We start from the raw sequence: 19,148 nt of genomic DNA, 5'->3' as shown, positions 1-19,148 counted from the left end.
ATCCTTAAAAGCGTAAAGTCGCATCTAACGTGACGGAGAGATTGCTCTCGCGTTTGCCGTCGTAAGGGCGTTTATCCCAGTTCAGCATCACGCCAGTATCGACAACGTTGTTCCACTGAATGCGTTGCCCGTAACCCAGCAGGGTAATGGCGCCAGGCGACTGATTTTTCTGCCAGTAGCTGCCGCCGCCTGCCACGAACTGCTGGCTCCAGAGGGTGTCGTAGTGGCGGTACATCTCATGGTCAACGGACAGGGCTGCCGTCACGGACAGATCCCGTGCCGGGTTGTAATAGAGCGTATTCCGCAGGCTGTTTTTACTGGCGGCGATCCCCGGTTCGAGATCCAGCGTCAGGGTCGGGGTCTGCCAGAGACGCTCTTTCCCAGAGAGGGTGTATTCCTGACGGCGGTTGTGGTCTGAGAAGCGGCTGACGGCGGCGTTGAACTGGTATTCACGTCGCTCGTTTTGATACCAGCGCACCCCACCTTCACCCCGGTTGGCGCTGATCCCATTGCGTAATGCCCGTAAGGGTGTCGCGCGTGATAAGCGCTCGAGGCTACCGCTGACCTGCCAGTTATCACTCAGGCTGTAGGTTGTTGAGAGCCGTGCACCCGGCCTGTTTGTGCCGTGATAGCGGTTGCTGGAGAGCTCGGCTTCGAGCGTGAGGTCACGTGGGCGCCACTCAACGCCGCCCAACAGGTGGCGGCTGATGCCTTTACCTTCGTCGAAATTCCCCTGTGCATAGCGGGCGCCAGCAAATAGCCGCCAGTTATCCGCCACGGGTGGGCCATAGAGCGTGGCGTCCCAGCTCATGTCGTGGCTACCGCTGACGGGGTTATCTGAGTGCAATCCTTTACCCGCGTTCAGACGCAGCTCTGACATATGGTGGACCGCTCTGAGCCTGTCCAGGCGACGGGCGCTGCGATCGGCGGGGGCGCGAGCAATTACGTCATCAGCCAGTAAATCCATCTGGCGCCACTCCTGAAGGTCCATTGCGACGTAAGCCTGCTGTTTTTCAAGCTCCAGATTCGTGGGTTCGAGCGCCTCTGCTCGTTTAAGCTTTTGCTCGGCCGCGCGCGGCAGGCCCCTGGCCTGAAGCAGGGCGGCATAATCAATCTGTAATCCCTGATTTCCCGGCGCCGTTGACGCCAGACGATACGACAGCTTTTCGGCCTCGGGCAGGGCGTTGGTCGCCAGCAAATAGTTAAGTTTGAGTGACTGTCCGGTGAGCCACCGATCGTTCGGCTGAGCGGTCGGGGATCCGAAATCGTAGCGGGTCCAGGGAACACTGCGGGTCTCGCGCTCAACGTAGCGGCGGGCGGCCTGATACTGCCCCGTATCCAGCCAGGCGTAGAAAAGCGCATGCTCCTCATCCTGCGGATCGGAGGCGTAGTGTGGATAGCGTTGTACAAGCGAGAAGGCGGCGACGGTGTTTTTCTCCTGCAAATATGCAGAGATCACCCAGCCGATGGCCCAGTCCGGCACCGGATGCTGTGCGGTCGTCAGCGCCTCATATTCGCTAATAACCTGCCGGTAATCACCCTGCGCATACAGCGCGCCAAGCCGATCGATACGGGCAAGGATGATGTCTTCAGCCGCCTGCGGTTCGTTTTGCCAGCGGGAAAGCAGGACGTGATAGCGATCTAATGCGTTTTGTGCCAGCCGCAGCCGCTCTTTCTCCGTTCTGCCAGGCACATCCGCCAGGCGTACCTTTTCAGCCGCGGCGTTACGCTCAAGGCGGCGACGCTCCGCGGGGGACATCGCTGCGCTTTGCGACAGCCAGAGTGCGGGCGTGCTTACCCGGTTATCCGTTAACGCATCGATCGTCTCGCGAAGAAGGGCGTTATTCCCTGGTGCGGCGTTTAGCGCGCGCATGTCCGCCAGCAGCCGGTCCCCGTTTTTTCCCTGGCGCATCCAGACATAGGAGAGCGTCTCAAGGTGCGTGGGAGAAGGATCGTCCTTAACCAACTGCCGGGCTTTCGAAAGCGCGAGGCGATCTCTGCGGGCATCGGCCAGTGTCTTAACATAGCCGATGCGGTAATCGTCGTTATCCGGCGCAAGGCTGAGCGCCTCTTTCCACAGCGATAAGGCGGATGGCCAGGCTTTTTGGTTTCTTCTGGACTGGGCGACAGCAGCGATGGCGCGAGCGGGCAGCGGCATATAAATACCATAACGCTGCCAGACTCGAATAACCTCATCATCGCGTCCTGCCCAGGAGGCTACCTGTAACCAGTCCGCAACCTGTCCAGGTGTTAAAGCATGCTGTTGCTCATAGCGCTGTAGGTAATCAAGAAACAGAGCGTAATTACCGTTACGTGCCTGTTGTATCTGATGCTCATAAACGGATTCATCAGCCTGAACCAGAACAGGAAAGAGTAAAAGCAGGAACAATAATATTGTGGTGCGATAAAAGAATAACGTAGTGAAGCTAAGCGATCTTTCCATATCTATTTGCCATTTGTTTATCGTGAATCCATTGCATAACACGGCCGCCTTTTAACTCTGCGTTAAAGGGCATAAAGGAGAACATTAAATCTGAATGATGCTACGTTATGGGGTACTTACTTAAAGGTAATTATGCGCCCTCAACTCAGTGGTCTGATTGGACTTAATGTACACCCGATGTGTTGGGGGATAAATAAGTTGAAAAGCGGCCGGGAGGTTTTGAGATAATTCTGGAAGAAGTAAGTTTTTTAGATAATTCAGTGCAGGGTTGTTCTTTTTAACTGATTGATATTAAATGTTTTTCCTTTTGCTGTTTGCAGTTTTTTTATATTTGGAATGAAGTTCTGCTGAGTTAATTAAAGTACTTTCTGGGGCATGTTTGGGAAGTTTCATGACAAAAATTCTTAATGTTCAGAGAAGTGACTTTTCTGAAATTCTTTTTTATTTATAATTAACGACAGGCATTGAGTGATAGTCTGCAAAAAGTCTAGCTCACCAATGTCATATTGAGGGATGATCAAAGCCAGAAAACATTTGCCGTTAATGTAAAGCGCTATAAACGAAAGCGTCCTTGTTTCTTAAGAGGCGGGCTTGCTTTAATCTAAAAGGGATGATTAGTGGCGACTTCAATAGTGTTAGTGACTCAGGATTGTTTCCTTGTCAGGGGGATGCGGCTATTTTTCCCGGATATAATTTGCCTCTGTTCGATAGACAGAAACATATTTGATACCGACGCAAATGAATATACTGTACTGATTGATAGCCGTACGCCGCTCCGTTTATATGATTACCTGATACGCCATCCGGCCAGAACGAGAAAAACCATCTGCTGCGTTATGCTGGATATGCGCCCTCGAGAGGAGGATCTGCACAGTATGAAGCTGTTTATGAACACGTCGCTTACGCCTCCGGATATGGCGTCGTTATTCAATCTGGTGCTTGATATGAAAGGCTGGCGTCTGACAACCAAATGGCTGCTTAACTTACGGCTGAGTAGACATGAAGCGATAATGCTCCGGTTGCTGAAGGCAGGGAGGTCAATGGAAGAGATTGCAGATAAGCTGAATATGTCGGTTAAAAGCCTCTATCGCAAGCGAACGGCGCTATCGGAGCGGTTAGGGGCAGGGAACTTCAACGAGGCGTGTTTGTTTATCTTTAAAAACAAACTGCTGGACGCGGCTGGGAACGATCCCTAGCTTCGTCAGAAGCCAAAAGCACAAACCCGCCACGAGGGCGGGTTCTTTTAATGGAAATAATTCAGAACGACCAGCGCAGATTGGCGTTCACCGAGTTGACGCGGGTATCCGCACCATATTGTCCCTGATAACCCACATCCAGCGTCGCAGCACGCGACAGCTGTACGCTCACGCCGATATCACCCACCATTACGTCCTCATCCACGGCTTGCCCCTGAGTAATGAACGCGTCGCTGCCCGCAAACGCCATGCGCGAAGAGGTATTTTTATCGCCATAAGCGTGCTGCCAGCCCAGCGAACCGTAGAGGTTAACGTTCTTCGGCAGCTCGGTCACACCGCGCACCCCGAGTGTGGAATAGAAGGTGTTCATCGTTTCGTTACGGACGCTCAGCGCAGCGGCACCGCCGTCTTCCCTGAAGCTGTCGGTATGCAGCCGGATGTACGATAAATTGACGAACGGCTCAATATTCCTGTCTGGCTGGCCGAAACGGTAGCCCGCTTCGGTAAACGCCAGCAGCGAGTTAGCGTCGTAATCTGACTTCAGCCGATCCGAGAAGCCGCTGAAATCAACATTGCGCTCGCCCTCGATCTTGTGCCAGGTGTAACCCAGCGCGCCGCGAAGGGAGAACGCATCCTGTTGACCCGCCGCATACAGGCCAAGGTGATAGTTGTCGGTATCCGTTGAGGAGCGACGGCTGTCGACGTCGTAATCACCCCGGCTGTAGCCGAAGTAGCCGCCGACACGCACGTTATGATCCGCCAGCTTGCGATCTGCCCCCAGCAGGAAGCCGGTGGTGTTGCCGTCCAGCTTGCCCACGTTTCCGTCGCCGCTGTTTCGGCTCCAGGAGCCGAAGGTCTGGCCCCAGACGCCATTGTTTTGCGGCTCCGGCTGCTGCACCAGCGACATGGCTAACGGTGGGATCGGCAGGCTGTCGTTATCAAACGCGCGCTGCATACGCTGGTTTAACACGTTAAACACCTGCGTGCTGCCAGCGATCAGGTTGGACTGCATTGATGGATAAACTTCACCAGACAGCTGGTTGAACGCCTCGCGCGCTTCCGGCGCGCTCAGCAGCAACAGCGAGTTATACAGCGCCAGCGACGGGCCACTTTGCGTCAGAGTGGAGAGCGCGCCAGCGGTATTCCACTGGTTGCTGCTTTGGGCCACGGTCTGGAAAATGCCCGGCTTGCCGCTGCCCGGGTTTTCTCCACCCGGGTTCTCACCACCCGGGTTTTCACCGCCAGGATTCTCACCGCCCGGGTTTTCACCTCCGGGGTTTTCACCGCCCGGGTTCTCGCCTCCGGGATTTTCACCGCCCGGGTTCTCGCCCCCAGGATTTTCACCTCCGGTCTCTTTCTGCGCGATGGTCAGATCGACGGCGTTGGTGCTTTGCTCAAGCGCCACGTCCAGGAAGGCGGATTTGGAAATCGCTCCGGCGAACTCACCGTCAATTCCCCCGTCGGAGGTCAAAATGCGGTAGCTTTGGCCCGTTTTATAGCTGGTTTGCGGATCCAGCGCGGTGACCTGTACCTTAGCCCGATCGCTGATGGTGGTTTTGCCCGATACCAGTAGCTGGTCGCTGCTGCCATCGCCCGCGATATCCACGTCATAGAAGGATTCGCCGATAAAGTTCAGATAGCGTTTCAGCGTCAACGTACCGATATTGCCGTCGCCAGGCGAGATATGCCCGCCAGACTGGATCTCGGTCTGGCCCAGCGTGCCGTTGCCGCCCAGCGTGCCGCCGGACTTGATTGACGCGGCGCTGCTGTAACCGACCCCGTCGCTGACGTCTGAACCCGCCGTCGCGTTGAGGATCAGCGTACCGCCGTTCTCGGCGCTAAGCGTCTGAACATCAAAAATATCGTCTTCTGGCTGGGTATTAATATTGCTGGCAATGATAACTTTACCGCCCCGCGCGGTTACGTTCGCCTTGAGTGCGGAAAGATCGCCGTTCAGCGTCGTTTGCCCGGAGGTGTTGATCACATCACCTTCACCGCTCATCGTGTTGCTGAAGATGTAATTTCCGTCGGTATGGTTGAAGTAGACATAGCTGCCGAACAGTCCGCCACGCAGGCTGATTGCCGTCTTCGCATCGAGGGTACCTGCGCCGCCCGCCGTGCCAGGTGTTGGCTCAGTTAAACCCGTGCCGGTGTCCATATTGCCGCGGCTGCCGATGATGAGCGCACCCCGGTTCGAGCCGGAACCCGATGTCCCCACGATCAGCGCATTGCTGCCAGCGGAAAATGAACCGCCGTCAATCACAGACAGCACGCCATTGCCGTAATCGCCCACGCTCACGCTGCTGCCGCTGGTAAAGCGCGAGTCCTTGCCCGCAATAACCAACTCGGCGGTTTTCCCTGCGCCGGAGACGCCCGCCACCTGCACGCCGCCAACGTTAACCGCTCCGCCGTTCAGTACGTCCAGGTCGCCATAAAGCGTCAACGTACGGCCAACGTTCCACTGTGAGCCACTCCCCGTGACGGTGGCTTTCGGGCTCAGCGTGTCGGTTTCACCCGGCCCGGTACCATTCCCGATGCGCGCATCGTAGGCGGTATTGAGCGCCGCGCCGTCCTCAATTGCCAGCGTGGAGCGTGCGCCCAGATCGGTGCCTACGCTCAGAAAATTACTGGTCACGCGAGAGCCGGCACCCGTGGCGATAAGGTGGCTGTCGTAGCCCCGGGTGGTGCCGACAACAATCTCCTTTGCGCTGGCCAGCGCGCCCTCTTCGACTCGCAGGGTGCCGAGGCCAAGATTCAGGTCGCCGCGCAGGACGTACCGATCGTTCACCGCGTTAAGCTCAGCGTCTGGCCCACGGACCGTGACCACGCTTTCATAAATTTTGCCGTCGAACAGCCGACCGATATTGATGTTATAGGCGGTGATTTTGCCATTATCGATCAGCAGGTTTCCGCGTTGATTACGTCCAACATAAACATCTCCGGTGTAACCCAGCGTTTCGGTAATACGCGAGTCGCCATCAAAAAAGGCATCGGCTGCACGCGCGATATCGGCAGGTAAAAACACTAACAGCGGCGCGGAAAATAGAGCGAGGTAAAGTCTGGAAAGCGGCGTCTTAACCGCTAAAGCATGCGATGTAGAGTTATTCACGGGCTATCTCCGTACTCATTAGCGTGATGTCTGGAAAATCGTTTTTATGAAAACTCAGATAAGTCAGAAAATGTAAAAGGCGTTATTTATGTACGCCTTTTGATGCGGCGTTAATTATTTATGTGTGACAACAGGTGTACAGGTTGGCGCGCTTAGCGTCGGTGCGGATCCTAAAATCCCCGGCATCATCATTGATGAACAATCGAAAATACGCCCTTTTTCTGTCGTGGCGCGATAAGACAGTTTTTGTCCTCCCAGTGCGTCCGGCTGGGCGCCATTAACGTTGGTCACGGTTATTTCATCCGATGATCCCAGTCCCAGCATTTTAGCGGTCTCCGCTTGCAGGAGTGGAATAGCCTGATCGGTTTTCAACGTGGAACAACCGGCTAGCATCAACGTAACGGTTAAAACGATTAGTGGTTTTTTCATAAATTATCCTTGATATCCAACCAGTTAATTTCACTGATTGTATTTATGTTTTCTTTTACCCAAATCAGCGAATAATATATTTCTCTTTCCTAATCGAAAAAACCCTCCTAAAGTAGGGTGGGTAGATAATAATTCATCTGTACTCTAAGATATGCGAAGGTAAAAGGAGGCTCCTTTGGGACAGAATTATGCGTTAGTCGTTGATGACCATCCATTGGTAGCAAGCGGCATCGCCAATTTTCTGATTACACATTGCCAGTTTAAACAGGCGTGTGTGGTGACGAATGAGGATGATTGCTACCGCCAAATTAGGGATCATGGCCCGCCACGTTTGCTGGTAATCGATTTTTGGCTCTCTTCCGGAACGGCCCTGAAATTACTCAAAGAAGTAAAACAACTTTACCCACAGGTACGACTCCTGGTGGTCAGCGGGGATGACAATAATGACATCTGGCGCAAAGTTAATGCCGCCGGGGGACACGGTTTTGTATTGAAAAGCGAGCCACCTGAGATGTTCTCGCGGGCCGTTTTCGCACTCACTGATAATCAGACCTGGTTTCCTGAGGGAAACGAAATTTCCGTTAAGGCAAATAATGAGAAGTTAAGTAAATTTAACTTAACGCCGCGACAAATAGACGTATTAAATATGATTATGCGCGGCCTGCCAAATAAACGAATCGCCGCGCAGCTTTCAATTTCTGAGCCCACGGTCAAAGAACACATCAGCAATATATTGAAAAAGATAGGTGTTAACAGCCGGGTCGAAGCCATCACGCTTCTGCACGGCAAGCAGGAACCGTCGGAATGAGGTTTTTCCAGAGCTTACAAAACGAAGGTATCTCTGCTCCGGCGCAGATCCGTTTGCTAAACAACACCTTTCTGCGGCTGGTATTTAGCTTTAGTGCTGTGCCCTTTGTGGGTATTCCTTTCGCCATCTGGATTTATATGCTTGGGGACGACCTCGGCCCAACGATTATCTGGATAATTATTTATCTGCTATGTGCCGTGGCGATACGACTATTGCACCGACGCTATCAGCGTGAAGCGAAAGAAAACGGTGATAGGGACGTCCTGCGACGCTGGCTTCCGCGTATTAATAATATCGCCTTTATTCACGGGCTGGGCATTTCTTCGCTCTATTTAATTACTCCACAGACGCAGAATTTTGACTTTTTCCTGTTACTTAATATCAGCATCGCCGCTATCGTCGCCGCCAATGCGACGCATCTGACGCCGGTCATCAGCACCTTTACGCGCTTTTTCTTCGCCTCCTGGGGGGTGCTGAACCTCGGTATTATCTGGCGGCTGGATGAGTTGATGTTCAACGTGCTCATGCTGAATCTGCTTTACGGCTTCGCAATTTACCGCCATGCGTTAACTTCCCATGCGTTCTTTATTCAGCAGGCACTGCTTGAGGAAAAAAGCTCACGCCTGGCGGAACAGTTTCGTCAGGCCAAAGAGGACGCGGAGCAGGCACTGCTGGATAAAAATCAGTTTCTGACCACCGCCAGCCACGATCTGCGCCAGCCCGTACACGCTATGGGCTTTCTGATCGAAGCCATCCTCCACCGAAACCGGGACGATAGCCTGACGCCACAGCTTCTTGACCTGCAGCAGAGCGTTCGCTCGGTACATTTAATGCTCAACTCTCTGCTCGATCTCAGCAAAATAGAATCCGGGAATGTCCTCTCTGCCCCGGCCAAAGTGGATATCGGTGCTCTGCTCGACTCGGTCATCACGCTGTTTCGCGAAGAGGCCAACAGCCGCGCGCTTAGGCTGTGCATCCGGCGGCCTAAACGCCGTATCTACGTGATGGGCGATTCGCTGCTGGTGCGACAGTCCCTGATTAACCTGATTCAAAACGCCCTTCGTTACACGCTCCAGGGCGGGGTGCTGGTCGCCATCCGACCGCGCGGTGACGAGTGTATGGTGGAGGTGTGGGACACGGGAGTCGGTATCGCCGATGAAGAGAAGGGCAAAATCTTCTCACCTTACTACCGCCCCGAGCTGGCATGGAAGATCGACAGCGCCGGACACGGGCTGGGACTGGCCGTAGTGGCCCGTTGTGCCAAGCTGATGAAGGTGAAATACGGGATGCAATCCATTGAAGGTAAAGGCTCCCGCTTCTGGATGCGCTTTACCCAATATGCTGGCGAAGATAGCGCGCTGGACACCCCGCCCGCCGCTGATAACACCGCCACGCCGGTACGCTATGCACCGCTGCACGGTTCCTGCCTGGTCGTCGATGATGACCCGCTGGTGACGTCTGCCTGGGAGAGCCTGATGAGCGTCTGGGGAATCGATGTACGCTGTGCGGCCTCCGCTGAAGAAGCGTTTGCCATCATCGACGACGGCTTTACGCCGTTCGCCGTGCTGTGCGACCAGCGCCTGCGATCCGGCGAAAGCGGCTTCGATATCCTGAAAGCGCTTTTTGACCGTCTGCCGGATATGAGCGGCGCGATAGTCAGCGGCGAATTTAATTCACCGGTTCTGCTGGAGGCGGAGCAGGAAGGGTATCTGGTGCTGCGCAAGCCTCTGGAGCCGGCTAAACTGCATGCGCTGCTGACGCAATGGTCAGGGTGTCGTGGATAGGGGAATAGATAATAGCAGCATTGCGCTTCACTGTAGGGCCAGATAGTACGCGGTGTCCTGCTGTGATGCCAATGTGTCGGTATGGTTGAGCCGCTGAGGGAGGATTTCGCGGGCCTGATTAATGATTTCATCGTGCATGATTCAGCCTCCTGTGGTGATCTGCATGTTGCTTCTACCGGGCAGGGCGGGAGATGTTGGAAACGGCCCCGAAGGAGTCATTAGAGTTGCTACCAGCGAAGTTCCGCAGTGGGCAATAATGTCAGTTTTCGAGCGTATACTCTAAGATATCTTCAACTCGTTGATATATATAAATTTGACGAATATCGTCAGGTAGCGATTTATCCGCCAAATTAAGTTAAACTTCGTCACAGGTTTCAGTGAGTTATGGGACGGATAACAGAATGACCAGCGAAGAGGCACTTTTAAAATCAGGTTTTAGCAAACGAGATCTTCAAAAGTTAAAAAACAATATTGAAAATTACGGTGGTTCGTTTGATAGCGTAACTCATGATCTGGCCAATCGTTTTAAGGCTATGAAGTGGATAACTATTATTGCCTTCATCATACTGGCTTTAACTCTTTTACTTGCATCCAAGGATACAAGCCTGACACTTGCGCTCACATTATTGATTGTACTACCTTTCATCTGGTATATAACGCCAGCAAAACTTGGCTACAAATCCTGGCGTTATCGTAAAATGCTGACTAATTCTGGGACGGGTCGCTGACGGACAACAGATCAAAAATAATCTTAGCTTTCACGCCATAACCCGCTATTTTCATTGTAAGCTGCGGGCGGCTCAGTGTGCTCACCTTTCGGTAATAGTCAGCAGGGAGATAACGAAACAGTCGCCAGGTACCAGGTCGCCGTAACAAGCCAAAAATGGTGTACGCATTAGCGGCCAGTGAAATTGATTTGTAGACACCTAACCCATTCTCACGACTAAAGCCCATAAACTCAGCTGTAGACATCGCGGCATTCGCGACCAGCCCTTCACTGGTAGTGTTGTTAGTTGCGTAGCGAGCCACTTCTTTACTGATGCTGTTTGTCCCGTCAGTAACCAGAATCGCACCAGCAAGAACCCCGAGAGGGGTCATAGTGCCTATGAGGGTAAATCCTGCGGCTATTTCAGCACCAGCCAGGACAACACTAACAGCCGAGATCACATACCCAACAATTTTGTTATTCTCTCGGATAAACTCGACTTTAGCGTAAAGCTTCGCTGCCTTCGTTCTTAATAAACGCGCTTGTTCCAGCAGGTTACTGTTTTCTTCTCTGAGAATTTTAACGCATTCCATGCATTCTTCATCTGATTTAGCCCGACGAGCTAACGTAAACTGATGTTCTATGAGGTCCCGAATTACCTGAACAAACTTCATTCGAGTCAAACTATCGCTGAGATGAAAAGCCGACAGAGTGTTGGCTGTATTTACCAGTTTCCTGGCTTCCATATTCACCATAGTTTCCGCCCAGGCTTTATTTCTTCCATCTGAGCGCATCATGTTAAGTAATGCTGCATCCATTGTAGTTCCTCTCAATTGCTTTACCGGCCTCTGCTTAGACTGATAAACGCCCCCATGACAGCCATGCGTGCCAACGCACACACAATATAGTAGCAATGTGGTTACGGTGTCTGAAGTAGAAGTCGCTTTTTACAGCTTCGTTCCTCGGCCTACTTTACTGCGGTTAGCCAGGGCCTGTTCCAGCAGTGTACGGAACGCCGAAAGGTCACTTTTCAGGATGTCCCGGATGGATTTACCACCGATGAATCTAATAAAACAGTTAGCCGATGGGGGGTAATCACGGATACGTGATGCCGCTCTGTCGGGCTCTGTCCAATTGATATGTGCATTTGTAATGCTCAAATAGATCGGTGAAGGTCAGGTTTTTCTGCTTCTGTGTGGCGGTAAGGCGGTAAACAACGCCAGTTGTACCACCGGGAAGCGGGGCCGGAGGAGAGATAAGGGCGGTAACTACTGTTCAAACAACGAGTTGCTGACTCAGAAAGCAAAAACCCCCGCCGAAGCGAGGGTTATAAATAAGTGGTGCCCGGACTCGGAATCGAACCAAGGACACGGGGATTTTCAATCCCCTGCTCTACCGACTGAGCTATCCGGGCAACGGGGCGCATTAAACCCGATCCTCCCTCCGACGTCAACGAAATTTGTTGTTTTCGTTGCAGACTGCACACTCTCTCACCATTTCGTCGCAAACTTAAGCGAAAAAGTGCGTCCAGAGCGCGGAAAGCGGCATCGCGAGCAGCAGGGCAGGGAGCATGTTCACCACTGCAAACATCTTGATGCCACAGATGCGCAGCCCTGTCGCCAGCAGCAGCAGGCCGCCGACGGCGGTAAAGTCCGCCATCATCGCAGGCGTCGTCAGCGGCAGGATCAGCGTGGCGCAGGTGGCCAGCGCCAGCTGTATAAGCAGCATCGGTACACAAATCGCCGCCACGGCGATGCCGAGGGTGGTGGCAAAGATGGTGGCAGTAAAGAAATCCAGAAACGCTTTCGCAATCAATATGCTGGGATCGCCGGTCATCCCTTCCTGCATCGAACCGAATATCCCCGTGCCGCTGGCGCAGAACAGAATAATGATCGCAACGTAGTTCTGAATAAACGACTCGTGCGTGCCGTGCTTTGCCTTGCCCGGTCGGGCAATCAGATTTTTGGCTTTGCCTACCGCGTGATTAATGCCTTTTTCCAGATAGCAAAACTCGCCGATCAGCGCGCCGAGCAGCGTCGCCAGTACCATCACCGGCAGGTTGGCGCATTTCACCACTAAAAGGATACCAATCCCTAACGACGCCAGGCCAAAAATGGGGGGCATGGAGACGCGAATACGCTCCGGCAACCGCTGACTTAATACTGCCCCAAGTACACCGCCCAGCAATACGGCTCCCGCATTGATAAAGGGTCCAATCACCACGTTTAACTCCTGTTATTTAAGCACTGGCATTGCATGATTATGGCACGTCCGTCCCTGATTATGCTTAGCTTTGGGAGGCGTAACGCATACTGATTCCTTCTTGCACCTGAAAATAAAAGGTGACATGATTGCGCGAATTTTCTCCTTCCTGTCTCACCGTTCGGTGAGGGTATTTGCGCTTATGAAAACCATGAAAATTGCCGTCAGCCGTGAGCTGGTATCCAAAGTTTCTACGCATCGCGAAAAGGTTATGCTGGATAACACCGATTTCACCGATGTGGCGGCAGTCGTCATTACGGTTGTTGAAAGCTACAGCGGCATTCTTGCGTTGCTGAAGCGTACGGGCTTTCAGCTACCAGTATTTATGTTCTCAACAGAGCCAGGAGAGGTGCCAGAGGGTGTCACGGCGATCATCTCGGGTAAAGCACAAGAATTGCTGGAACTGGAATCTGCCGCCTGCCGGTATGAAGAGAACCTGCTGCCACCCTTTTTTGACACCCTGAGCCAGTATGTGGCGATGGGAAACAGCACCTTTGCCTGTCCGGGTCACCAGCACGGCGCCTTTTTTAAAAAACATCCCGCCGGGCGGCAGTTTTACGACTTCTTCGGTGAAAACGTGTTTCGTGCCGATATGTGCAATGCCGACGTGAAGCTCGGTGATTTGCTGATCCACGAAGGTTCTGCCAAGCACGCGCAAAAGTTCGCGGCGAAAGTGTTCAACGCGGATAAAACCTACTTCGTGCTGAACGGCACGTCGGCGGCCAATAAAGTGGTGACCAATGCGCTGCTGACCCGTGGCGATCTGGTGCTGTTCGATCGTAACAACCATAAGTCCAACCATCATGGGGCGCTGATCCAGGCCGGGGCAACGCCTGTCTATCTTGAGGCAGCCCGTAATCCGTTTGGTTTTATCGGCGGGATCGATGAACACTGCTTTGATGAGGCCTGGCTGCGGGAACTGATCCGTGACGTCGCGCCGCAGAAAGCCGCCGAGGCGCGCCCGTTCCGTCTGGCGATCATTCAGCTCGGCACCTACGACGGCACGATCTACAACGCCCGTCAGGTGATCGACAAGATCGGTCACCTTTGCGACTACATCCTCTTTGACTCCGCCTGGGTCGGCTACGAGCAATTTATCCCGATGATGGCGGAAACGTCTCCGCTTCTGCTGGAACTGAACGAGAACGATCCGGGAATTTTCGTGACCCAGTCGGTCCACAAACAGCAGGCCGGGTTCTCGCAAACCTCACAGATCCATAAAAAGGATAACCATATTCGCGGTCAATCGCGCTTCTGCCCGCACAAGCGGCTGAACAATGCGTTCATGCTGCATGCCTCCACCAGCCCGTTTTACCCGCTGTTTGCGGCGCTGGACGTGAACGCCAAGATCCACGAGGGTGAGAGCGGACGCAGGTTGTGGGCTGAGTGCGTCGAGCTGGGCATTGAAGCGCGCAAAGCCATTATCGCCAACTGCAATATGATCAAACCCTTTATCCCACCGGTGGTGGCGGGGCGGCCATGGCAGGATCACCCCACGCAGGCTATCGCCAGCGAGCGTCGCTTCTTTAGTTTTGAACCGGGTGCAAAATGGCACGGTTTTGAAGGCTATGCCCGCGAGCAGTATTTCGTCGATCCGTGCAAGCTGCTGCTGACCACGCCGGGCATTGATGCGGAAACAGGGCACTATACCGATTTCGGCATTCCGGCGACCATTCTCGCCCACTACCTGCGCGAAAACGGCATTGTGCCGGAGAAGTGCGATCTCAACTCCATCCTGTTCCTGCTGACGCCAGCCGAGAGCGCGGAGAAGCTAATGCAGCTGGTGGCGATGCTGGGGCAGTTTGAACAGCATATTGAAGACGATACGCCGCTCGTGGATGTGCTGCCGACCATCTATCAGAAATACCCGGTGCGTTACCGCGACTATACGATCCGTCAGCTGTGCCAGGAGATGCACGATCTCTACGTCAGCTTTAACGTGAAGGATTTACAGAAGGCGATGTTCCGCCAGGAGAGCCTGCCTGCCGTGGTGATGAACCCGCAGGATGCCAACCAGGAGTACATTCGCGGGAACGTCGAACTGGTGCGTATTCGTGACGCCGAAGGACGCATTGCCGCCGAAGGTGCGCTGCCATACCCGCCGGGCGTGCTGTGCGTGGTACCGGGGGAAGTCTGGGGTGGAGCAGTACAGCGCTACTTCCTGGCGCTGGAAGAGGGCATTAATATGCTGCCGGGTTTCTCGCCAGAGTTGCAGGGCGTTTACAGCGAGAAGGATGCCGACGGGATCAAGCGACTGTATGGGTACGTGTTAAAGTAGGGCCCCTCACCCTAACCCTCTCCCCAAAGGGGAGAGGGGATTGCACGGAGCCGTCTTTTCACCCTCGCCCCTTTGGGGAGAGGGCCGGGGTGAGGGGAGTTAAGTCGCACTACGCCGGTACATCCTTCTCGGATGCCCAATCTTCCCGTACAGCATCTCCACCGTCAGAAAACCCACCTCCACGCAGTGTTCCAGATAGCGCCGGGTGGTGGTTTTACTCAGGCCCGTCTCGCTCACCACCTCATCCACCGTAAAGCAGTGCGCCGCCTTGTTGTTAAACAGCGTTTGCACCCGCGCCAGCGTGTTCTCCTCTATCCCTTTGCTGCCGTTGTCCAGTCGATAATTTTTCGCCTGTAGCTGATAGAGTGAATCCACGTTCTGCTGGTCGACAATCTTCCAGACGCGCTGCTGTTCGGCAAACTGCACAAAACGTTCCAGCGACTGGCTCAGGCGTTTCCAGGAAACCGGCTTGAGGATGTAGTCGAACGCGCCGTTACGAATGGCCTGGCTACAGGTGTCCATATCGCTGGCGGCGGTGATGAAAATCACCGAGCAGTTGGCGCGGGTGAGCATCGGGTTGCTGATAAGGGTGATGCCTTTGCCGTCCGGCAGATAGTTATCCAGCAGCATCAGCTTCGGCTGTTTGCTCTCCAGTTGTACCTGCGCGTCGGCCAGTGACGCGGCAATCCCCACCAGCCTCAGGCGCGGATGTTTACCGATAAGCTCCGCGTGCAGTTGCGCCAGTTCGTTCTCGTCTTCAACAATCAGTACGTCGATAAGTTCATGTTGCATAGTCGGTATCTTCCAGTTCCTGTACGGGGTGCCGGACCGTTCCCGTGGCGGGAATAAACAGTGAGAAAATGGCACCGCGTGGGGTGTTATCGGCAACTTCAATTGCACCGCCAGCCTGCGTGACGTAGCTTTCAATCAGATACAGGCCAATACCGTGATCGCCGCGCGTTTTGGTAGTGATGCCGCGCTCAAAGATCCGGTCGCGGATCTCCGGTGTGATGCCGACGCCCTGGTCGGCGACTTCAATAATCAGTTCCTGCTCGTTCAACTTTATTAGCACGTCTACCGGGGCATGCGGGAGCGGGGCGCGCTGGGTCGCTTCGATGGCGTTATCCAGCAAGTTCCCGATGATCGAGACTAGTTCCGATTCGAGCAGCGGCAGGAAGGGTTTGTCCACTCGGCAGGCTGGATCGAAGCTCAGCTCAACGCCTTTTTCACGCGCGCGGGCGGCCTTTCCAAGCAGCAAACCGCACAGCGTCGGGGAGCTAAAGCGGGACGAGATAAAGTCCAGCAGCTCTTGAGCGTGTTCCGACTGCGCCTGTATGTAGCGGATCGCCTCGTCATAACGGCCCATATGCAGCAGGCCGGACAGCGTGGTCATGCGGTTCAGCTGTTCATGGCGCATGATGCGCAGGTTATCAACATAGCGCTTCACCTGGCTGAGCTGGGCGCTGAGCGAGTCGATCTCGTTGCGATCGCGAAAGGTGATCACCCAACCCTGCAACGCATCTTCCAGCATGATCCGCACCCGGCTGGCAATGACCGTGAGATCGTTAAAGCGACAGATCTCATCGTGGGTGTCTTTCGCAAGCATGGTTTGCGCGTTAAAGAACGGGACGGGCGCGATAACCTGGCTGATGAGTTGACCCCGCAGTTCGCGGGCGGGCTGGCGTAAGCCTAATAATTTACGCGCCGCCTGGTTAATCACCTCAATGCGGAGATCGTCGTCGATGGCAATCACCCCTTCATAAATGGATTCCATCATCGCCTTTTGCTGACGCACCAGCAGGCCGATTTCGCGCGGCTCCAGAGAGAATATCTGCTTCTTGATGCTGCGGGTGAAGAACCAGGAGAAAATAAACAGGGCGATAAGCAGCAGCACGGCGGCAATCAGGATATTAACCACCTTGCTGACGGTGATGGTGTCCAGATAGCTTGTGAGATAGCCTACCGAAACAATCCCCACCACCTGCCCGGCATCATTAAAAATGGGCGCTTTGCTGCGCAGCGAAATGCCTAACCCGCCCTTGCGGATGGTGATGGTGCTTTTGCCGTGTAATACCTCGTCGTTGTCTCCGCCAACCAGCGTTTTGCCTACCCGGTCGGCAAACACGGAATGGAAAAGATGCAGCCCTTTATTGTCACCAATCACAATAAAACTGGCGTCGCTGCGGGCAGCTATTTTCTGCATAAAGTCATGGATGCCCTGGATATCCTTTTGTTCGACTTCTTTTCGCAAAGAAGGAATAAGCGCAATTTCTTCGGCCTGTATTTTTGCGCGCGCGCTCATTTCCTGATAAAGCTGCCTGCCGACATCGACATAATAATATCCGCCCAGTAATGCGAACAGCACTGAGAAAAAGGCGACCAGCGAAATAAACAGCTTGATCTGAAACGATACTTTCATAACTATCACGCGAGATATCAACAGGTCGGCAGAATATATCATCTTTTAAGGCCAGGATGCCCGCTTTGCCGAAAACTTGTGATCCCTTGCACAGCGCAGCCTGTAAAAGATTTTTCCGAAAGTCTCATCCTCTTAAGGCTAAATGAATAAATGTTATTTCTTTGTTGAGTTAAGAAAAGAAACCATAAAAACCACGGCAATAAATAAGGCATAAATCACATTAAATAAAAGAAACCATTAAAACCATAGCGGCCATTAAAACTTCGCTTTTAATATGCCATTCCTCACATAAAGTAAGCCTTTGTGACTCTAAGCTGAACGCACAAAATAACTAAGGGGCTTATTATGAGCACAACTGACGATTCATTCTCTGTTACCCACGACCCGATTGATATTCAGCGGCCATCGCTCAAAGAGCGCTGGTGGCATATTATGGATACCTGGAAAATCGGCATTATTCCTCTGCCACTGTTCGTTCTGGCGGGCGCGCTGATTGCGATAGATTGCCTGGGCGGAAAACTGCCGAGCGACATCGTAGTCATGGTGGCCACGCTGGCCTTCTTCGGCTTTGCCTGCGGTGAGTTCGGCAAACGCCTGCCGATTGTCGGCAAGCTCGGCGCGGCGGCAATTTGCGCCACCTTTATCCCTTCCGCGTTGGTCTATTACGGCCTGCTGCCGGACGTGGTGGTTGAGTCCACGACCAAATTCTATAAATCCACCAATATTCTCTACCTCTATATCTGCTGCATTATTGTCGGCAGCATCATGAGCATGAACCGCACCGTGCTGATCCAGGGCTTCCTGCGCATCTTCTTCCCGATGCTGTGCGGTGAAATCGTCGGCATGATTGTCGGCATGGGCGTTGGACTGGCGCTGGGCCTTGAGCCGTTCCAGATCTTCTTCTTTATCATTCTGCCGATCATGGCGGGCGGCGTCGGGGAAGGGGCGATCCCGCTCTCTATCGGCTATGCCACCCTGCTGCACATGGATCAGGGCGTGGCGCTCGGCCGCGTGCTGCCGATGGTAATGCTCGGCGGCCTGACGGCGATCATCATCTCCGGTTGCCTCAACCAGCTCGGGAAACGCTACCCGCACCTGACCGGTGAAGGCCAGCTGATGCCTAACCGCGCCAACGCCGATGCCACCGTCTCTCAACCCGCGTTCTCCGGCAAAGCGGATGTGACCACCATCGCCTCCGGCGCGCTGCTGGCGGTGCTGCTGTACATGCTGGGCATGCTCGGCCACAAGCTGATTGGTCTGCCAGCGCCGGTCGGTATGCTGTTTATGGCGGTGCTGGTGAAGCTCTGCAATGGCGCCTCTCCGCGTCTGCTGGAGGGTTCTCAGGTGGTGTACAAATTCTTCCAGACCTCCGTGACCTACCCGATTCTCTTCGCCGTTGGCGTGGCGATTACCCCATGGCATGAACTGGTGGCGGCGTTCACCGTCAGCAACCTGCTGGTGATTATCAGCACCGTTTCCGCGCTGGTGGCAACCGGATTCTTCGTTGGCAAAAAGATTGGTATGCACCCGATTGATGTCGCCATCGTCTCCTGCTGTCAGAGCGGGCAGGGCGGTACCGGTGACGTGGCGATCCTGACCGCAGGCAACCGCATGAGCCTGATGCCATTCGCCCAGATTGCTACCCGTATCGGCGGGGCGATTAACGTCTCTGTCTCACTGCTGATTCTGGGCAACTTCCTCGTTTAAGTTTTCA

General features: G+C 53.9%; 13 protein-coding genes and 1 tRNA gene. 6 read left to right on the top strand and 8 right to left on the bottom strand.

Annotated features, from left to right (window positions below; translation table 11 throughout):
* Window positions 1-4: 4 nt before the first annotated feature.
* Window positions 5-2,443: a poly-beta-1,6 N-acetyl-D-glucosamine export porin PgaA gene (gene pgaA, locus HWQ15_RS04320; RefSeq protein WP_063148706.1), complete on the bottom strand. Its 2,439-nt coding sequence runs from the start codon at window positions 2,441-2,443 to the stop codon at window positions 5-7.
* A gap of 668 nt (window positions 2,444-3,111) precedes the next feature.
* Between pgaA and HWQ15_RS04315 the strand changes: the two genes are divergently transcribed.
* On the top strand, window positions 3,112-3,639 hold the full coding sequence (locus tag HWQ15_RS04315; protein ID WP_045308383.1) for a LuxR C-terminal-related transcriptional regulator: 528 nt from the start codon (window positions 3,112-3,114) through the stop codon (window positions 3,637-3,639).
* A gap of 61 nt (window positions 3,640-3,700) precedes the next feature.
* On the opposite strand, the gene HWQ15_RS04310 is transcribed toward HWQ15_RS04315, so the two are convergent.
* Together HWQ15_RS04310 and HWQ15_RS04305 are read right to left on the bottom strand one after the other, a co-directional pair.
* Complete coding sequence (locus tag HWQ15_RS04310; protein WP_063216177.1) at window positions 3,701-6,748, bottom strand: autotransporter outer membrane beta-barrel domain-containing protein; 3,048 nt, start codon at window positions 6,746-6,748, stop codon at window positions 3,701-3,703.
* A 114-nt stretch (window positions 6,749-6,862) separates the two neighbouring features.
* Window positions 6,863-7,177: a lipoprotein gene (locus tag HWQ15_RS04305; protein ID WP_003862457.1), complete on the bottom strand. Its 315-nt coding sequence runs from the start codon at window positions 7,175-7,177 to the stop codon at window positions 6,863-6,865.
* A 175-nt stretch (window positions 7,178-7,352) separates the two neighbouring features.
* On the opposite strand from HWQ15_RS04305, the gene HWQ15_RS04300 reads away from it, so the two are divergent.
* The 3 genes from HWQ15_RS04300 to HWQ15_RS04290 all read left to right on the top strand — a co-directional run bounded on the left by HWQ15_RS04300 (window position 7,353) and on the right by HWQ15_RS04290 (window position 10,497).
* Entirely contained in the window at window positions 7,353-7,985 is a 633-nt protein-coding gene (locus HWQ15_RS04300) for a response regulator transcription factor (RefSeq protein WP_003862456.1), read from the top strand.
* On the top strand, window positions 7,982-9,769 hold the full coding sequence (locus tag HWQ15_RS04295; protein WP_176587381.1) for a hybrid sensor histidine kinase/response regulator: 1,788 nt from the start codon (window positions 7,982-7,984) through the stop codon (window positions 9,767-9,769). Before HWQ15_RS04300 ends, HWQ15_RS04295 begins: the two co-directional genes overlap by 4 nt.
* A gap of 401 nt (window positions 9,770-10,170) precedes the next feature.
* Window positions 10,171-10,497, top strand: coding sequence for a hypothetical protein (locus HWQ15_RS04290; RefSeq protein ID WP_023298582.1), 327 nt, complete (start codon window positions 10,171-10,173; stop codon window positions 10,495-10,497).
* Here HWQ15_RS04290 and HWQ15_RS04285 read toward each other — a convergent pair.
* From HWQ15_RS04285 to HWQ15_RS04275, 3 genes are all read right to left on the bottom strand, one after another.
* Window positions 10,475-11,293 (bottom strand): DUF4225 domain-containing protein, encoded by an 819-nt coding sequence (locus tag HWQ15_RS04285; protein ID WP_063148703.1) that lies wholly within the window; start codon window positions 11,291-11,293, stop codon window positions 10,475-10,477. The genes HWQ15_RS04290 and HWQ15_RS04285 overlap by 23 nt on opposite strands.
* 520 nt (window positions 11,294-11,813) lie before the next feature.
* Window positions 11,814-11,889, bottom strand: a tRNA-Phe gene (locus HWQ15_RS04280).
* A 95-nt stretch (window positions 11,890-11,984) separates the two neighbouring features.
* The gene (locus tag HWQ15_RS04275; RefSeq protein WP_063148702.1) at window positions 11,985-12,698 is read right to left on the bottom strand and encodes a DUF554 domain-containing protein; all 714 of its coding nucleotides are present in this window, start codon (window positions 12,696-12,698) and stop codon (window positions 11,985-11,987) included.
* A 181-nt stretch (window positions 12,699-12,879) separates the two neighbouring features.
* On the opposite strand from HWQ15_RS04275, the gene HWQ15_RS04270 reads away from it, so the two are divergent.
* On the top strand, window positions 12,880-15,015 hold the full coding sequence (locus HWQ15_RS04270; protein ID WP_022649374.1) for an ornithine decarboxylase: 2,136 nt from the start codon (window positions 12,880-12,882) through the stop codon (window positions 15,013-15,015).
* 99 nt (window positions 15,016-15,114) lie between these two features.
* Here HWQ15_RS04270 and HWQ15_RS04265 read toward each other — a convergent pair whose 3' ends face one another.
* Entirely contained in the window at window positions 15,115-15,807 is a 693-nt protein-coding gene (locus tag HWQ15_RS04265; RefSeq protein ID WP_022649373.1) for a response regulator, read from the bottom strand.
* Window positions 15,797-17,434, bottom strand: a complete 1,638-nt coding sequence (locus HWQ15_RS04260; RefSeq protein WP_022649372.1) for a sensor histidine kinase — start codon at window positions 17,432-17,434, stop codon at window positions 15,797-15,799. The genes HWQ15_RS04265 and HWQ15_RS04260 overlap by 11 nt, the downstream gene beginning before the upstream one ends.
* Before the next feature lie 345 nt (window positions 17,435-17,779).
* Between HWQ15_RS04260 and HWQ15_RS04255 the strand changes: the two genes are divergently transcribed.
* Window positions 17,780-19,141 (top strand): 2-hydroxycarboxylate transporter family protein, encoded by a 1,362-nt coding sequence (locus HWQ15_RS04255; protein WP_022649371.1) that lies wholly within the window; start codon window positions 17,780-17,782, stop codon window positions 19,139-19,141.
* The last annotated feature ends 7 nt before the right edge of the window (window positions 19,142-19,148 follow it).

The sequence above is a fragment of the Enterobacter sp. DSM 30060 genome (assembly GCF_013375955.1).
GTDB lineage: Bacteria > Pseudomonadota > Gammaproteobacteria > Enterobacterales > Enterobacteriaceae > Enterobacter > Enterobacter intestinihominis.
This window is presented reverse-complemented; position numbering and strand designations above follow the sequence as displayed.

What these genes read in the sequence shown, in the direction of transcription:
- pgaA (WP_063148706.1), bottom strand. Translation starts at nt 2,443, where the DNA reads ATGGAAAGATCGCTTAGCTTCACTACGTTATTCTTTTATCGCACCACA.
- HWQ15_RS04315 (WP_045308383.1), top strand. Translation starts at nt 3,112, where the DNA reads ATGCGGCTATTTTTCCCGGATATAATTTGCCTCTGTTCGATAGACAGA.
- HWQ15_RS04305 (WP_003862457.1), bottom strand. Translation starts at nt 7,177, where the DNA reads ATGAAAAAACCACTAATCGTTTTAACCGTTACGTTGATGCTAGCCGGT.
- HWQ15_RS04295 (WP_176587381.1), top strand. Translation starts at nt 7,982, where the DNA reads ATGAGGTTTTTCCAGAGCTTACAAAACGAAGGTATCTCTGCTCCGGCG.
- HWQ15_RS04290 (WP_023298582.1), top strand. Translation starts at nt 10,171, where the DNA reads ATGACCAGCGAAGAGGCACTTTTAAAATCAGGTTTTAGCAAACGAGAT.
- HWQ15_RS04285 (WP_063148703.1), bottom strand. Translation starts at nt 11,293, where the DNA reads ATGGATGCAGCATTACTTAACATGATGCGCTCAGATGGAAGAAATAAA.
- HWQ15_RS04270 (WP_022649374.1), top strand. Translation starts at nt 12,880, where the DNA reads ATGAAAACCATGAAAATTGCCGTCAGCCGTGAGCTGGTATCCAAAGTT.
- HWQ15_RS04265 (WP_022649373.1), bottom strand. Translation starts at nt 15,807, where the DNA reads ATGCAACATGAACTTATCGACGTACTGATTGTTGAAGACGAGAACGAA.
- HWQ15_RS04260 (WP_022649372.1), bottom strand. Translation starts at nt 17,434, where the DNA reads ATGAAAGTATCGTTTCAGATCAAGCTGTTTATTTCGCTGGTCGCCTTT.
- HWQ15_RS04255 (WP_022649371.1), top strand. Translation starts at nt 17,780, where the DNA reads ATGAGCACAACTGACGATTCATTCTCTGTTACCCACGACCCGATTGAT.